Raw genomic sequence first — 17080 nt, forward strand, 5'->3', positions numbered from 1 at the left:
AAGGTTTACCTGATATTTTTTCTGATCCGGCTTAACGATTGTGGTGTAATTCCCAAATAAGATGCAACATCTGTTAACGATACCCGCAAAGCAATTTCGGGCTGGCGCATCAGAAATAGTTTATATCGCTCGGTAGAATCATATCCTTGGTAGCCGTTCTTAATTTGAATCTTATCGAGCAGGGCTTGCTGGGTAATCTGGTCTATCAACTCTTTTAGATATGGCAATTGCTGATAAAGTTCGATCAATCTGGCTTTGGAGACAACCAATATCTCGCCATCGCAGGCCGCTTCTATCCCCTCTTCTGTAGATACCTCATTATTAAAACTATTGAGGATAGTGCAAAACTGGTTCTCTTTTAAAAAGAAATAAGTAACCTCGGCGCCCTTATCGTTGTGAATCATAATGCGCAGTACGCCATTACATATAAAGAACATCTCTTTACATACATGCCCCGAGGTAAATAATACATCTCCCTCTTTCACTGCACGCTGTTTAAATGCTTCTGAGATCAACGAAGCATCCTCTGCCGGAATATGCCTGAACAAACGCAGATAATTGATAAGCGGAGAATCCATCAACACAAATATCTAATAATTTACAAACAAAAAAACCGCTATGCGTGGTGCATGGCGGTCGATATCATATTACAGCCGACTTATACTTTACGGCGTTTCTTTTCTTTTAGGATCAGATTCAGCTCGCGGCTCATTTGACCGGATATTGCTGTATTCTCTTGCGCACGGCGGAACAGGTAAGGCAATACCGCTTTAACCGGTCCGTAAGGTACGTACTTGGCAATATTATAATCAGAGCTACCCAGATTAAAACTCAGGTTATCGCTCATGCCCAGTAATTGCGAAAAATAAATATGCGGATGATTATGAGGAATGCCTTTCTGTGTCATCAGATTGGTTAACACCAAACAACTGTCTTCATTATGAGTACCGGCAACAATGGCTATTTTCTCAACGTAATCTGTACAGAATTTTAAAGCTTCATTGTAGTCGTGGTCGGTCGCTTCTTTATTGGGTTGTATTGGTGATTGATAACCCATTTCGGCAGCACGTTTACGCTCCTTTTCCATATAAGCACCACGCACCAGTTTAGCGCCTAATATAAAGCCCTCTATTTTGGCAACCGCAAAATCATCTTTTAATGATTGCAGCTTATCGTGACGGTAAATTTGATAGGTATTGTAAACAATAGCCTTGTACTGGTTAAACTTACGCATCATATTCAGCGCAAGCATATCAATTGTTTTTTGGATCCAGCTTTCCTCGGCATCAATCATCACTGGTACGCCTGCGGTAAACGCCTTCTGACAAATAGCAAGCACGCGGTCCTGTACTTTTTGCCATTCCTGCTCTTCTTCAGCAGTAAGGATAGCGCCGGTATCCAACTTCTCTAATAGTCCAAAACGACCAACACCGGTTACTTTAAATACAGTAATTGGTACCGCTTTATCGCCAGTGGCGCGGTTAATGGTGCGGATAATTTCGTCGCGGGTTTCATCAAAAACATGCTCGTCTTCTTCGCCCTCAACAGAATAATCGAGAATAGTACCCACATGGCCCGAATCCAGATTTTTAATTACCGCGTCGCATTCTGCAATGGTTTCGCCACCGCAAAATTGTTTAAAAATAGTAGACTTAATGATGCCTGTTATTGGCAAGCCTATCTTCATGGCAAAATTGGTCATTGGCGGGCCAACTTTAACTAAAGTATTATTATTGATGGCCTTAAACAGCCAGAACGCACGATCGAGACTACCGTTTGACAAATGTTTAAACGCTATCTCAGTATTTTCGAAAGAAAGATTTTTGTTTTTGGTAGCAACCGCACTATCATTATTCACCATGGTGCAAAGTTAGAAAATTGCCATAATTTATAAGTCATTCTCCTGTTAATAGTTTAATTTTGCGCACGATGATAAAGTTTGAACTCGAAGGAGATTATATCCCATTAATACAACTGCTTAAAGCAACCAACCTGGTGCAAACCGGCGGCGAAGCACAAATTGTAGTTTCTGAAGGCGAAGTTAAATACAATGGCGAAGTAGACTTTCGCAAACGCCTGAAGGTTAAAAAAGGTGATATTGTTGAATTCAGAGGCCAGAAGATCACGGTAATTTAATTATGGAAAGCACTTTACAAAGCACAATAGAAAGCATAGGTTACAATGTTTACCTGCAAGACAGCCTTAACGAGCTGGCCAATTTTGTAGAAACGGGTAACTATTCGAAATTCTTTATCCTTACCGACGAGTTTACAAGCGTGCATTGCCTGCCGCTTGTGGAAGAGAAATTTGCAGGTAAAACTTACGACCTGATAGAGATTAACGCCGGTGAAGAGAACAAGAATATTGACTTCTGTATAGGCGTTTGGAAAATGCTGATTGACTTTGGTGCCGACCGTCGCAGCCTGCTCATTAACTTAGGTGGCGGTGTGATTACCGATTTGGGTGGTTTTGCGGCATCTACCTTTAAACGCGGTATCGATTTTGTAAACGTACCTACTACTCTGCTTTCGCAGGTTGATGCTTCTGTTGGCGGCAAAACCGGTATCGATATGGATAGCATTAAAAACATCATCGGTACATTTACGCAGCCTAAGGCTGTATTTATAGATCAGGCTTTCTTAAAAACACTTCCGCCACGCGAAATCTTATCTGGTTTGGCCGAAATGCTTAAACACGGTTTAATTGTGGATGCAGCTTATTGGGAAGCGTTAAAAAACAGCGACCTGTCTATCCCATCAATCGAACTTATCGGCCAATCTGTAGTGATTAAAAACCGTATTGTTATTTCAGATCCTACGGAGAAAAGCCATCGCAAGGCGCTTAATTTCGGGCATACTGTTGGGCATGCTGTTGAAACCTACTCACTTGACAACGACAAAGACCACCTGACCCATGGTGAAGCCATTGCTATTGGTATGATATGCGAATCGTGGCTGTCCGTAAAAAAAACGGGCTTAAGCGAGGCCGAGGTTAATGATATTGTGAAAGTATTAACCCGCCTATATCCAAAATATCAGCTGCCGGAATCGAACTTCGACGCCATGATTGAATTGATGAAAAAGGACAAGAAGAACGAGGGCAATACTATTAACTGTACATTGCTGAAATCTATTGGCACTTATGCCATTAACCAGATCTGTACGGAAGACGAGTTGCGCGAAAGTTTGAAATACTACGCTTCGTTATAAAGCGTTAATAAACACAACTTTCTTTATTTAGTTATTATTAGTATGATTCCCCTTAGTGCTAAAAATGATGCCGTGGTGGTACTGGTAGCCCTGTTGGTTACTTTAACCACCACCGAAATGTGGCTCAGCTACCGCGAAAATCGCAAGTATTATGAGAAGCGTGATACCCTGACCAACATTTGCCTCACTACGATAACTTTCTTTATTAATCTTGCCGTTAAGGGATCTACGTTTTTTATATTTCAATACTTTTATCAGTTCCGTTGGCTTGAGATCCGTAATGTTTTTTGGTATTGGCTGGTGCTTATCGTAACCCAGGATTTTTTATACTGGGTACTGCATTATACCGGGCATTACTGCCGCTTCTTTTGGGCAATGCACGTAACGCACCATTCATCGGAGCATTTTAATTATAGCACGGGCTTTCGCTCAACGGTGTTCGAGCCCTTATACCGGGTTTTCTTTTATCTGCCGCTGGCTTTAATGGGGTTTGCACCGATGGACATTTTATATGCTTACCTGCTAACTCAATTATACGGTAACTTGGTACACACTCAATTTGAGATTAAACTCCCAAAATGGTATGGTTGGATTTTCGTGACGCCATCTCATCACCGAGTGCACCATGCCTCTAATATACCCTATCTGGATAAAAACATGGCGATGATGCTCATTATCTGGGACCGCCTTTTCGGCACATATCAGGACGAAAACCTGCCAGAGCCCATCAGATACGGCCTTACCCACCAACTCGAAGACACCAGCGTAACCAACACCATCTTCCACGAATGGAAAGCGCTATATCGCGATGTAAAAACAGCCCCCGGTGTTAAAAATAAACTAGGCTATATTTTTAATCCACCCGGCTGGAGCCACGACGGCAGTACCCAAACTGCAAGAGTTTTGCAAAGGGAGTATGAGGAGAAGGCAGCGTAGGCCGAAATAAAATTCTGTTTACCCTCCATATTTTCAAAAAATAAAAATTTTCTATTGACAATTTAATTTTTAACAGTACATTTACCACCGTAATAACAGACATGAAATACACAGGCGCATATTATTTTGGTTTCTACTTTTACTTTAGCAGTAAGAGCCGGGACTGATATATGCCATAACAAGACATAAAAACATCAGAGAAAAGTCCCGGCCCAACAGCCGGGACTTTTTTGCTTTAACACATTATGGAACAACAAAAACCACGGGTAGCAATTCAAGGAATCAGGGCTTCTTTTCACGAAGAAGCGGCCTTTAAATTCTTTGGCGATAACATTACAACCATCGAATGTAACTCGTTTAAACAAACATTCGACAAGTTGCAGGCCCGCGAGGCCGACTACGTAGTAATGGCTATCGAAAACAGCATTGCAGGCAGCATTTTGCCAAATTACTCGCTGTTGTTGAGCTATAATTTCCCGGTGGTTGGCGAAGTTTATTTGCCTATCCAATTACACTTAATGGGTTTACCAGGCGTTAAATTTGAGGAGGTTAAAACTGCCATGTCGCATCCCATTGCCATCCGCCAGTGCGATGATTTTTTTAACGAGCATCCACAATTGAAGGTAGTTGAAAGCAGCGACACCGCAGCCTGTGCAAAACGCATCCGTGAAGAACAGTTGACCGACACTGTTGCCATTGCTAACTCGCTGGCTGCTAAACTATATGATCTGGAAATATTGGAGCGCCGTATCGAATCGAACAAAAAGAATTTCACCCGTTTTCTGATCCTCACCCATCAGGAAAATGCTAAAAATATTACCGCTAATAAAGCATCGCTTTGTTTCCAGGTAAGTAACGAGGTTGGTTCGCTTGCCAAAGTGTTAAATACCCTTGCCGAACAAAATGTGAACATGAGCAAGATTCAGTCGATGCCCGTTTTAGGCAAACGTAATGAGTACAATTTTTATGTAGACGTGGAGTGGGAAGACAACAAAGCTTACGACACCGCCATTCGCCAGGTATTAAAATATACACACAATTTTAACATACTAGGCGAATATAAAAGGTACGTAGAGGAGTAAATTTGTGTTTTGTTCATGGATCATAGTTGATGGTTCATAGCCGGAAAAAAATAAGTAAACAAAAAATTAAAGAATATATAATTAACTCCATGGGTTCTATGAACTATCAACTATGACCCATGAACTAATAAAAAAAGTATGAAAATCGATCTGAAAATACAGCCATTAAGCACCTGGATTAAACCGGCTAACGAAAACCAACCGCTTTTAATTGCAGGCCCTTGCAGTGCCGAAACTGAAGAACAGTTAGTAGCAACTGCCCAACTTTTAGCAAAAACAGGTAAACTGAGCGCACTGCGTGCAGGTATCTGGAAACCACGTACCCGCCCGGGAGAGTTTGAAGGTATCGGCAGCATTGGTTTAGAGTGGTTAAATACTGCTAAGCAAGAAACCGGCTTACCAACCGCTGTTGAGGTTGCAACTGCAAAGCACGTTGAAGAGGCTTTAAAAGCTGGTGTGGATATCCTTTGGGTAGGTGCACGTTCAACTGCTAACCCTTTCACCGTGCAGGAAATTGCTGACGCTTTAAAAGGTGTTGACGTACCGGTAATGGTTAAAAACCCGGTTAACCCTGATTTAACTTTGTGGATTGGTGCTTTAGAGCGTATCAACAACGCAGGTATTACTAAACTGGCTGCTATTCACCGTGGGTTTTCATCTTACGAGAAATCTGCTTTCCGTAATGAACCGATGTGGGATATGGCCATTAACTTGAAAACACATGCGCCAGATCTTCCGATTATTAACGACCCAAGCCACATTACCGGCAACCGCGACCTGATCCCTTACATTGCTCAAAAAGCTTTGGATATGGACATGCAAGGTTTAATGATCGAATCGCACATCGACCCTTCTGTTGCCTGGACCGATGCTAAACAACAAGTTACGCCTAAAGCATTAGCTGAATTAGTTGATAACCTTACTTTACGTAAACCGGAGGTTAAGAGCGCAGAAATTAAAGATGCTTTAGCCGATCTGCGTAGCCAGATTGACAAAATCGACGACTTAGTGATCCAAAAACTAGCTGAGCGTATGCAGATTGTTGAAAAGATCGGTAACTACAAAAAAGATAACGGCATCACCATTTTACAGGTTAACCGTTGGGACGAGATCTTGAAAAAAGGTGTTCAATACGGTAAAGCTTTAAAATTAGATAACGACTTTACTGAGAAATTATTAGAACTGATCCACAGCGAATCAATCCGCAAACAAACTGAGATCATGAACAGTGGCACTACTGTTAAAGAAAATTTAACTCACGCATAATTGCTGATGAAACAAAACATCATACTGCGTAAAAACAGTAAAAACGTAAATGCTACTATACAACTTACAGGCTCGAAAAGCGAGTGCAACCGCGCACTCGTTATTGAGGCTCTGAGTGAAGGTCGTGTGAAGGTTACTAACGTTTCTGACGCGGCTGATGCTGTCTTGCTGGCTGGCATTCTGAGGTCCGAGTTGTCGGGGGTCGGAGGTCAGAACTCAGAACCCACAACTCAGAACTCGCAACTGACAACCGTTAACATCGGCCCTGCCGGTACGGCTATGCGTTTCCTGACTGCTTACTATGCAATTTCAGGAGAAGAAGTAATCCTAACCGGAAGCGAGCGGATGAAACAACGCCCTATCGGTATTTTGGTTGATGCTTTGTGTGCTTTGGGTGCTAACATTGATTATGAGGAACAGGATGGCTATCCTCCCCTAAATATCAAAGGTGGCTTTGAACAAAAAACTGATTTGATAAGCATTCAGGGCAATATCAGCAGTCAGTATATCACTGCTTTGTTATTAATCGCAGCCCGCTTACCCAACGGTTTAAAACTGCAGATTGAAGGCGAGCTGACTTCTCGCCCTTATGTAGAGATGACTTTGAGCATGTTACAACAAGCCGGCATCCAACACCAATGGGAAGATAACATTATCAGCATTGCACCACAGGAGTTTGCCGAAACCAGCATTTGGGTTGAACCAGACTGGAGCGCTGCATCGTACTGGTATGCCATTGCAGCCCTGAGCGATGAAGCCGAACTGTTTTTACCGGGTTTAACATCCTACAGTTTACAAGGCGACAGCGTTATAGGCGAAATTATGGCCAACTTTGGCATCACCTCGCAGTTTAAAGACGGTGGCGTGTATTTAAAAAAAGAGCCGAAACCAATTGTTCGTAAGGTTTTTGATATGATCAAATGCCCGGATCTGGCACAAACTGTTGTCGTGGTATGTGCAGCTTTAGGCCACGAAGCTACTTTCACTGGTCTGGAAACTTTAAAAATTAAAGAAACCGACCGTATTGCAGCATTACAAAATGAATTGGGCAAAATGGGTGTTAAACTGATCGAAAAAGGCCTGGTTTATAAACTGGATTGCCGCGAGAAGTTTATCCCGCAAAAAATGAAAATTGCTACTTACGAAGATCACCGCATGGCAATGGCCTTTGCACCACTGGCCCTTATAATTCCGGAACTGGAAGTTGAAGAGGCCCAGGTGGTAGAAAAATCGTACCCGGCATTTTGGACTGATTTGGAAAAAGCAGGGTTTGAAGTAGAAGCCCCCTAACCCCTTAAAGGGGGAACAATACGTTCTTAAACATCAAATAATTTTTGTCATTGCGAGGTACGAAGCAATCTAGTAGCTATGCAGATCGAATAGCCTACGACGAGATTGCCACGCTATCGCTCGCAATGACAAATTAAATAAATGCAAAGAGTATCCAAGAGCAATCTCAATACTCAAATCTAATATCTCACATCTAACAAAATGGCAGGCAATACCTTCGGGCAACTATTCAGGATAACAACTTTTGGCGAATCGCACGGCGAAGCGATTGGGGTAATTATAGATGGCTGCCCAGCGCAGTTGGATATCGATCTTGATTACATTCAGGGCGAATTGGACAAGCGTAAACCCGGTCAGTCTAAAATTACCACACAACGAAAAGAGGCCGATACCGTAAAAATCCTTTCGGGAGTTTTTGAAGGTAAAACTACGGGTACGCCGATAGCTATGATTATCCCGAATGAGGATCAGCGCTCGAAGGATTACAGTCATAACACCGATGTATTTCGTCCATCTCATGCCGATTATACTTACCATAGCAAATATGGTATCCGTGATCACCGCGGCGGCGGCCGTTCATCGGCTCGCGAAACTGCTGCACGGGTAGCAGCAGGCGCAGTTGCCAAACTGATGCTGAAAGCAAAAGGCATTGAGGTAATTGCCCACGTAAGCAGCGTTGGTAAAATTGATGCTCCTAATGTGGATATTAGCAATCCGCAGGCGTTTATTGAAGAACGGGAGAAAAATATAGTTCGTTGCGTTGATCCGGCTACGGCTGAAGAAATGATCGAAAAGATAGACAACATTCGTAAGCAAGGCGATACCATTGGCGGCAAAGTAACCTGCTTTATAACCAATTGCCCTGTTGGTTTAGGCGAACCTGTATTTGATAAACTGCATGCCGACTTAGGCAAGGCAATGTTGAGCATTAACGCTGTGCATGGCTTCGAATATGGTTCGGGTTTTGAAGGCAGCGAGATGCAGGGCTCGGACCACAACGATTTATTTGTAAACACCGGCGACCAAATCCGCACACTAACCAATTACTCGGGCGGTATTCAGGGCGGTATCAGCAATGGCATGCCTATCAATTTCAAGGTTGCATTTAAACCCGTAGCCACTATCATGACAAACCAGCAAACCGTTGATGCCAATGGCGATGCTGCCGAAATACAAGGCAAAGGTCGTCACGATCCTTGTGTTGTCCCACGCGCTGTACCTATTGTTGAAGCTATGGCGGCGTTAGTTATCGCAGATCATTATTTGCGCAACCAAACTGCGATTTTATGATACGATAATTTGAGGATTTGAAAATTTGAAGATGGGTTGTAACACTCAACCATATTTTCAGTCTTCAAATTATAAAGGTTTCAAACTTGTGATGACTTTGAATAGTCTTCAAGTCACCACATCTTCAAATCCTCAAATTAAAACATGACCTCTCCTATCCAACTCTACAAAAAAGCATACAGCGGGTTGTCCCGTAACTCGTGGTACCTTTCGCTGGTTGTTTTAATCAACCGCAGCGGTACTATGGTGCTGCCTTTCATGACTATTTATTGTACCCAGGCGTTACACTTTACCATAGTTCAGGCCGGTATTATTATGGGTTTGTTTGGGTTCGGCTCTATCACAGGTGCTTTTATAGGGGGTAAAATCACCGACAAGTATGGTTTCTATGACGTGCAGGTTGGATCACTGCTTAGCGCAGGTTTGTTGTTCATTTTTTTAGGCTATCAAACCAACTTTTATGCTATTTGCGGCTCGGTTTATATACTAAGCTTATGTAATGATGCCTTCCGACCGGCCAACTCAACTGCTATCGCAGCTTACAGCACTGCTGAAAACAAAACTCGTTCGTATTCTCTAAACAGACTGGCTGTAAACTTAGGCTGGTCGTTCGGCGGTGCGCTGGGTGGTTTTCTGGCGGCACATAACTATCATCTGCTGTTTTGGGTTGATGGTTGTACTAATCTTGCTTCGGCGTTATTGCTGCTAAAGATTATGCCGAGATCAAATTATAAGAAACCAGTAGAAACAGTACATCATGATGCCAAAACATCTCCTTATCGCGATGGTATCTACATGATCTTCATATTGCTTACCACCCTATTCGGCATGTGTTTCTTTCAAACCTTTACCATCCAACCTGTATTTTATAAAACACAATGGCATATTAACGAAAACGTAATTGGTAGCCTAATGGCCTTAAATGGCCTAATGGTAGCTTTTATAGAAATGGTGCTCATTAACAGCTTGGAGGGTAAGCGGCATGCATTACGTTATATATGCCTAGGGGTGATTTTAACAGGCGTTTCCCTAACATTCATGAACCTGTTGCCGCCGTCGGTTTTAGTAGCAACACTTGTTATCATCGTAATCTCATTCGGCGAAATGTTTGCCATGCCTTTTATGAACTCTTTTTGGATAGTGCGAACTAACGACAACAACCGCGGGCAATATGCTGCGCTTTATACCATGGCTTGGTCTACCGCACAAATATTGGCTCCCGTAATTGGTAGTCAGATCATTGCATTGTTTGGTTTCGGGGCGCTATGGTGGTCATTGTCTGCTGTATGCCTGGGTGCTGCTATTGGATTCTTTTTGCTGTACAAATTAAAATTTCAAGATCAGTTGGTTACCATTCAAAACAACTAAAAATAGCTACTTACTGTATTACGGTTGATTGGAGAATCAAAAAGAGTGATTTTCTTTTCTAAAAAATCGCAGCGCTTCGTCCCGTTCTTCGGGAGTATTGATGTTTCGGAATTCGCTTACATTCGGCGCGGTTAATAACTCAACATCCGTATTGATCAAAATTTTGCGTGGGCACGAATAGCCCTGCGCCAAAAACTGCAACATTACAGCATATGCCCGTGGCTCCCAAATAGTAATCAACGGCTCAGGAAACTTCCCCTCACTATCCCAAAAAGCGGTTGCCAGTTTTGATGGGTTACGGCGCTTAATCAATAGATTCAAAGTTTCTATTGTTAAATATGGCAGATCGCAAGCTACTGTTAGCCAGGCCACATTAGGGTCGGTTTGCATAGCCGACAATATTCCGCCTAGTGGCCCTAAACCTATAAAAGTATCTTCGATGGTATCATAAACAGTTTCAACATTGTCTGAGAGATATACCTTGCCACACAGTTCGCTCAGCATATCATACATGTAAGCACGCTGCGTTTTGCCATGGTAGGCAATACTCCCCTTATCGCCCTGCATGCGGGTGCTTTTACCACCTGCCAGAATTAAGCCGTTAACCGGGGTTACGTTTTCGCTCAAAAATATCTCCAGAAAAGCCATTATCCTGGCTTCATCATTCAAATTCAGTACGGGTATACTATTGATGTTCGGCAAATAATTCCTAATAAAATCGGGCACTTCGTAATCATCGCTTACTAAAATCAAAGCAACATCGGTAAGTTTTTCTAGTTTCTGATTTAAAGGTTTATCCGGGTGAATGATAACAATCTGTTTTCGGGCTTTGAAATGGTTGCTATTTATCAGTACCAGGTCCTGGTCGTTAAATAAGGCACGATTAGTAAAAGTATTAGTATCAGCTTTAAAGTCTACCCTTTTATAACTTATCTTATCAGTAAACTCCAATGCACACCCATCCATCGTGTCGTCAGATGTACGCCCGTCCTGATGGTCGGCATCCACATAAGCTATTTTCCACTTGCTACCCAATAGCTTTAGCCATCGACTGGTGCAATTACGTATCACACCGCATGGGGCACCTAAAATACCGAGTTCATTCCGGCCAAAGTCGCCCATATCTGGCCGCGCTAAAGCAGCATGTTTTCTATGTAACTTATCTTCCGCTGTAGTCACTTTTACCTCCTGTTTTTTGCATCAGTTTGGTTTCTTTAATTACAATATCATGCGAAAAGGCTTTGCACATGTCATAGATTGTTAAAGCAGCGATACTTGCTCCTGTAAGCGCTTCCATTTCTACCCCTGTTTTTGATGTAATAACTGCTATACATTCAACCACAACCTCTTGCTGGCTGTTAATGCCAATATCTATCTTAACGCTTTCCAGTGCAAGTGGATGGCACAGCGGTATCAAATCGGCGGTTTTCTTAGCCGCCATGGTGCCTGCAATAATCGCGGTCTGAAAAACGGGGCCCTTTTTAGTTTGGATATCGTTACCGTTTAGATGCTTAATTACCTCTTCGCCCAGCACTATAATGCTTTGGGCAATCGCCGTTCTCTTGGTCATCTGCTTATTGCTCACGTCAACCATAGTTGGGTAGTTGGTTTCAGTGTCAATGTGCGTAAAGCTGTTTGCGGTGTTGTTCATAACTAATCTGTTATAACAAAGCTATACATTACTTAGTTCAATAACTGCTAATTAATGTTTAAAATTGGCCTATAATATTAAAACAAAAAGTAAACCTTACGCTTATTTATATCTATATGGCATGATCTGAGCCGTGCGCATTTTTTTATATTAATATTAAGATAAATTAATTTTACAGTAACAGACGTTTATTTTTGATTAAACCCGCTTACTACTATATATTTACATTTTCATCTACCGATTGATAAATTCATGATACTAATAGTTGACGACAAGTCTGAGAATCTTATTGCGTTAAAAAAAATATTAGAAACGCATAATTTCAGCGTCGATACAGCCCTATCGGGAGAGGAAGCATTACGGAAAATACTTAAATACACCTATAAGCTCATTATTCTTGACGTTCAGATGCCCGGTATGGACGGCTTTGAAGTGGCCGAAGCTATCGTAGGTTACAGTAAAACAAAGGATATCCCTATTATATTTCTTTCTGCAGTTAAAATCAATAAACAATTTATCAGCAAAGGATATGCATCCGGCGGCCGCGATTATCTCGTGAAACCTATTGATCCGGATATCCTTGTGTTGAAGATCCGTACTTTTATTAAGCTTTATGAGCAAACCGACGAGCTAAATCGCATCCAAAGTGCCCTGCTCGAAGAAATTGAATACCGAAAAGAGGCTGAGAGCAAAAAAGATGAGTTTATCAGTATAGCCAGCCACGAACTGAATACCCCGCTAACTTCCGTTAAAGGCTACCTTCAATTGGCCGAAAAATCTTTTGAGAAAGACAACAAGGCGCATACCCGCATGTACCTCGATCGTACCAAAACCCAGCTTAATAAGCTTAATCAGTTGGTAGCAGACTTATTGAACACCTCCAAGATTATTTCCGGACAACTCGAATATCACTTTAAAGAGTTTGATTTTGAACCTTTTGTAGAGAACGCTATCGACATTATCCAGCAATCTTACCCCGGTAAACACATTATTAAAACCGGCTTGGCAGATGTTAAGGTTTATGGCGATCCGCTCAGATTAGAACAAGTTGTTTTAAACTACTTAACCAATGCCATTAAATATTCTCCGGATACCGACGAGGTTTTTGTAGATGTTGCTGCCTTGCCCGGTAACAGGGTTACTATGCGTGTGCGCGATAAAGGCATCGGCATACCGAAAGCGAAGCAGGAACAATTGTTTGATAAATTTTACCGGGTGGAAGAATCTTCAAACCGTTTCCAGGGCCTCGGAATGGGCTTATACATTTGCGCCGAAATTATTATAAGGCATGGCGGCACTTATGGTGTAGAAAGTGAAGAAGGCGAGGGATCTACCTTTTACTTTACAATACCAACGCAAAAGTTAAAACAGTAATAACCTAATAAAATATACTCAGTTAATAAATGAAGACTACTGTAACCCGTAATCTGCAAATTGGATTCGGACTTTCATTGCTGTTGCTAATCATCAGCTCTATTGTTTCGTACGTTAGCATCACCAACCTCCTCACCAGTTCTGATATGGTTGATCATAGCGGCCAGGTAATTCAATCGCTTGAAACCGTTATATCTACAATGAAAGATGCCGAAACCGGCCAACGCGGTTTTTTGTTAAGCGGCAGGGAAGAATTTTTGGCGCCATATAATGGTGCTTATGAAAAAGCCCTCCTGTACACCAATAAAGCACAGGATTTAACTGTAGACAATGCTAAGCAGCAGCAAAACATTGCAGCGGTTAAAAGCATTATGCTAAAAAGAATGACCATTCTTGAGCAGCTGATCAATAAAAAGCGCTCGGGAGGCGTTGTTACTGTTGATGATTTGCGGGCAGGAAAATCGAGCATGGACGCACTGCGTGTTGCAATTGCCAATATGGAGCACGACGAAAATGCCATGCTGATTGAACGCACCGCACGCTTGAAACAGTTTTCGACCTTTACCCCTATCATAATCATATTCGCGGCGATCATGTCTTTGGCTATCTCTATATTCTCCTACTTCAAGGTAACTTCCGATCTGGCCGAACGTAACCGTTTACAAAAAGCCCTCGAAGATAAAGACATAGAAACCTCGCATCGTATTGGCGTAATACAAGGCATTGCCGATAAAATTTCTAACGGCGAGTATGAGATTCGTGTTGATGATAAAGAAAAAGACACCTTAGGCAGTTTAGCAGGTTCGTTAAATAAAATGGCAGAGTCGCTTGATTTCTCCTTCGCTAAATTATCTGATAACGAATGGCTGCAAACTGGCATAGCACAACTTAACGATCGCATGGTTGGCGAAAAAGACGTAGTGGAGTTATCTAACGATATTTTAGACTTCGTTGCCGGATATACCAAAAGCCAGGTTGGTGCGCTTTACACACTTGAGGGCAAAGTATTACAATTACAAAGCGGTTTTGCGTTAAATTCAAATGTTGCAAAAATCATCCCGGCAGGCGACGGCATTTTAGGCCAGGTGGCTACTAGCGGCAAACAGATATTCTTGAATGATATTGATCCTGAGTATATTTCTGTGAGCCATGCCACTGGCAATATCAAGCCTAAAAACGTTCTGGCAGTACCAGTATTTCAAGACAATAAAGTGCGCGGCGTAATAGAACTGGCATCCATAAATAACTATACCGAACGCAAACTGGAGTTTTTACGTAATGTAGCCGGCAATATCGGTATTGCCATTACCAGTGCTCAAAACCGTAAAAAAATGCAGGAGTTACTAGAAGAAACTCAGGCACAATCGGAAGAATTACAAGCACAACACAGCGAACTCGAAAACCTTAATACAGAGTTAGAAGGCCATACACAACGCCTGCAAACTTCGGAAGAAGAGCTACGCGTACAACAGGAAGAATTGCAGCAAACCAACCAGGAGTTAGAAGAGCGCAACAAGATTATCAACGATCGCAACGCAGAAATACAGCGCAAAGCCGAAGAGTTGGAGCAAACCACGCGCTACAAATCTGAGTTTATGGCCAACATGTCGCACGAGTTGCGTACGCCGTTGAATTCAATCCTATTGCTGTCGAGATATTTGTCTGAGAACAACGAGGATAACCTAACAGACGAACAAACCGAATCTGCAAGAGTTATCCTAAACTCCGGCAACGGGTTATTAGATCTGATCGACGAATTGCTTGATTTATCCAAAATCGAAGCCGGCAAAATGGAACTCGAATACGAACAGATTTCGTTCGCAGGCATAGCAGCAGATATGCAATCGCTGTTTACTCCAATTGCAAAAGAAAAGAAAATCGATCTGGTTATCGACAATAAATTTAAACCGAATGAAGCACTGGAGACCGATAAAATGCGCTTGGAGCAGATTATCAAAAATCTGTTGAGCAACGCGCTTAAGTTTACCGCAAGCGGATCGGTTAAATTCAGTATCCAGCCGGCAAAAGATGATGCTTCGTTAATAGATTTTTCGGTGCAGGACACGGGAGTTGGTATCCCTAAGGATAAGCAGGAAATGGTTTTCGAAGCCTTTAAACAAGCCGATGGTTCTACTAAACGCAAATTCGGTGGCACCGGCTTAGGTTTATCTATCAGTCGTGAGCTGGCGCGTTTATTAGGCGGCGAAATTAAACTGATAAGTGAACCTGGAAAAGGCAGCAGCTTTACGGTAACTATTCCGAAGGTTAAACCGGCCACAGTACCGTTGCCTACACCCGTGCGTATTGAAACGCCTGCGGCAGCAGTGATAGAAGAATCTAAAACAGATGAGCGTATAAAACACTTATCGCCTGTAATACCTGGCGATATTGAAGACGACCGCGAAACGATAGTAAGCGGTGATAAGGTAATTTTAATTATCGAAGATGATACGGCATTTGCCAAAGCATTGCTCGGCTTTACACGTCAGCGCGGCTACAAAGGCGTTATTACCGTCCGCGGAGATCAAGGGGTAGAAATGGCTATGAAATATCGTCCATTGGCTATCTTGCTTGATTTACAGCTGCCTGTTATGGATGGTTGGGAAGTAATGGAGGAGCTAAAAAACAACCCTGTTACCAAGCCTATCCCAGTACACATCATGTCATCAATGGAGGCTAAGAAAGAAAGCCGCCTCCGCGGTGCGGTTGATTTCATCAACAAGCCTATTGCCATGGAGCAAATGAAACAGATGTTCCATAAACTGGAAGATGCCTTAAGCCGTAGTCCGAAAAAAGTATTGATTGTTGAAGAAAACCCTAAACACGCCAAAGCGCTGGCTTACTTTCTGGAAACATTCAATGTATCTTCGGCTGTATCAAGCAGCGTAACAGACGGCGTTAATACGCTTAAGAACAACGAGGTTGATTGCGTGATATTAGACATGGGCATTCCGGATAAAAATGCTTACGAAACCCTGGAAGTTGTTAAACAAAACCCGGGATTGGAGAACCTGCCAATTATCGTCTTCACCGGAAAAAATTTGTCATCAGCAGAAGAAAGTCGCATTAAGCAATATGCAGATTCGATAGTCGTAAAAACAGCTCACTCCTACCAACGCATACTGGATGAGGTGGCGCTATTCTTACACTTAATAGAAGAAAATACCAATGGCAAACCAGCCACACCACGGGTGTCGAATGGCCCCCTTAACGAGGTGCTAAAAGATAAAACAGTTTTAATTGCAGACGATGATGTGCGCAACATTTTCTCGCTGACCAAATCGCTTGAGAAGCATCAGATGAAGGTAATTTCTGCCATAGATGGTAAAGAAGCCCTACAGCAACTTCAACAGCACCCGGAGACTTCGATAGTGCTTATGGACATGATGATGCCGGAAATGGATGGTTATGAAAGCACTACCAAAATACGCCAAAACCCAAGATTTAAAAATCTGCCGGTTATAGCAGTTACTGCCAAGGCCATGATGGGCGATCGCGAGAAATGTATTCGAGCAGGTGCATCTGATTATATTTCGAAACCTGTGGATATTGATCAGTTGGTTTCATTACTACGTGTGTGGTTATACGATAAAAACATTTAAGATCCGATCCGT

The 17080-nt window shown here is 42.4% G+C and carries 14 protein-coding genes; 10 read left to right on the forward strand and 4 right to left on the reverse strand.

The window, feature by feature from the left end; genetic code table 11:
* Positions 1-5 precede the first annotated feature (5 nt).
* Together GSY63_RS17135 and GSY63_RS17140 are read right to left on the reverse strand one after the other, a co-directional pair.
* The gene (locus tag GSY63_RS17135; protein WP_166587061.1) at positions 6-578 is read right to left on the reverse strand and encodes a Crp/Fnr family transcriptional regulator; all 573 of its coding nucleotides are present in this window, start codon (positions 576-578) and stop codon (positions 6-8) included.
* 80 nt (positions 579-658) lie between these two features.
* Positions 659-1861 (reverse strand): proline dehydrogenase family protein, encoded by a 1203-nt coding sequence (locus tag GSY63_RS17140; protein WP_166587062.1) that lies wholly within the window; start codon positions 1859-1861, stop codon positions 659-661.
* A gap of 68 nt (positions 1862-1929) precedes the next feature.
* Here GSY63_RS17140 and GSY63_RS17145 point away from each other — a divergent pair, with 68 nt between their 5' ends.
* From GSY63_RS17145 to GSY63_RS17180, 8 genes are all read left to right on the forward strand, one after another.
* Positions 1930-2136 carry an RNA-binding S4 domain-containing protein gene (locus tag GSY63_RS17145; protein WP_166587063.1) on the forward strand — a complete coding sequence of 69 codons (207 nt, stop codon included), beginning with the start codon at positions 1930-1932 and terminating at the stop codon, positions 2134-2136.
* A gap of 2 nt (positions 2137-2138) precedes the next feature.
* Positions 2139-3209, forward strand: a complete 1071-nt coding sequence (gene aroB, locus GSY63_RS17150; RefSeq protein ID WP_166587064.1) for a 3-dehydroquinate synthase — start codon at positions 2139-2141, stop codon at positions 3207-3209.
* A 42-nt stretch (positions 3210-3251) separates the two neighbouring features.
* Positions 3252-4145 (forward strand): sterol desaturase family protein, encoded by an 894-nt coding sequence (locus GSY63_RS17155; RefSeq protein ID WP_166587065.1) that lies wholly within the window; start codon positions 3252-3254, stop codon positions 4143-4145.
* A gap of 245 nt (positions 4146-4390) precedes the next feature.
* On the forward strand, positions 4391-5227 hold the full coding sequence (locus GSY63_RS17160) for a prephenate dehydratase (protein ID WP_166587066.1): 837 nt from the start codon (positions 4391-4393) through the stop codon (positions 5225-5227).
* Between the two features lie 138 nt (positions 5228-5365).
* Positions 5366-6493: a chorismate mutase gene (locus tag GSY63_RS17165; RefSeq protein WP_166587067.1), complete on the forward strand. Its 1128-nt coding sequence runs from the start codon at positions 5366-5368 to the stop codon at positions 6491-6493.
* Positions 6494-6499: 6 nt separating this feature from the next.
* Positions 6500-7783 (forward strand): 3-phosphoshikimate 1-carboxyvinyltransferase, encoded by a 1284-nt coding sequence (gene aroA, locus GSY63_RS17170; protein ID WP_166587068.1) that lies wholly within the window; start codon positions 6500-6502, stop codon positions 7781-7783.
* 201 nt (positions 7784-7984) lie between these two features.
* Positions 7985-9073 (forward strand): chorismate synthase, encoded by a 1089-nt coding sequence (gene aroC / locus GSY63_RS17175; protein ID WP_166587069.1) that lies wholly within the window; start codon positions 7985-7987, stop codon positions 9071-9073.
* A 144-nt stretch (positions 9074-9217) separates the two neighbouring features.
* On the forward strand, positions 9218-10441 hold the full coding sequence (locus GSY63_RS17180) for an MFS transporter (RefSeq protein WP_166587070.1): 1224 nt from the start codon (positions 9218-9220) through the stop codon (positions 10439-10441).
* Between the two features lie 36 nt (positions 10442-10477).
* Here GSY63_RS17180 and GSY63_RS25085 read toward each other — a convergent pair whose 3' ends face one another.
* Both GSY63_RS25085 and moaC read right to left on the reverse strand, forming a co-directional pair.
* Positions 10478-11620, reverse strand: a complete 1143-nt coding sequence (locus GSY63_RS25085) for an NTP transferase domain-containing protein (protein WP_166587071.1) — start codon at positions 11618-11620, stop codon at positions 10478-10480.
* Positions 11601-12092: a cyclic pyranopterin monophosphate synthase MoaC gene (gene moaC / locus GSY63_RS17190; RefSeq protein ID WP_166587072.1), complete on the reverse strand. Its 492-nt coding sequence runs from the start codon at positions 12090-12092 to the stop codon at positions 11601-11603. The genes GSY63_RS25085 and moaC overlap by 20 nt, the downstream gene beginning before the upstream one ends.
* 252 nt (positions 12093-12344) lie before the next feature.
* On the opposite strand from moaC, the gene GSY63_RS17195 reads away from it, so the two are divergent.
* Positions 12345-13466 carry an ATP-binding response regulator gene (locus GSY63_RS17195; protein WP_166587073.1) on the forward strand — a complete coding sequence of 374 codons (1122 nt, stop codon included), beginning with the start codon at positions 12345-12347 and terminating at the stop codon, positions 13464-13466.
* Positions 13467-13495: 29 nt separating this feature from the next.
* The gene (locus GSY63_RS17200; protein WP_166587074.1) at positions 13496-17068 is read left to right on the forward strand and encodes a response regulator; all 3573 of its coding nucleotides are present in this window, start codon (positions 13496-13498) and stop codon (positions 17066-17068) included.
* Positions 17069-17080 lie beyond the last annotated feature (12 nt).

The sequence above is a fragment of the Mucilaginibacter agri genome (assembly GCF_009928685.1).
GTDB lineage: Bacteria > Bacteroidota > Bacteroidia > Sphingobacteriales > Sphingobacteriaceae > Mucilaginibacter > Mucilaginibacter agri.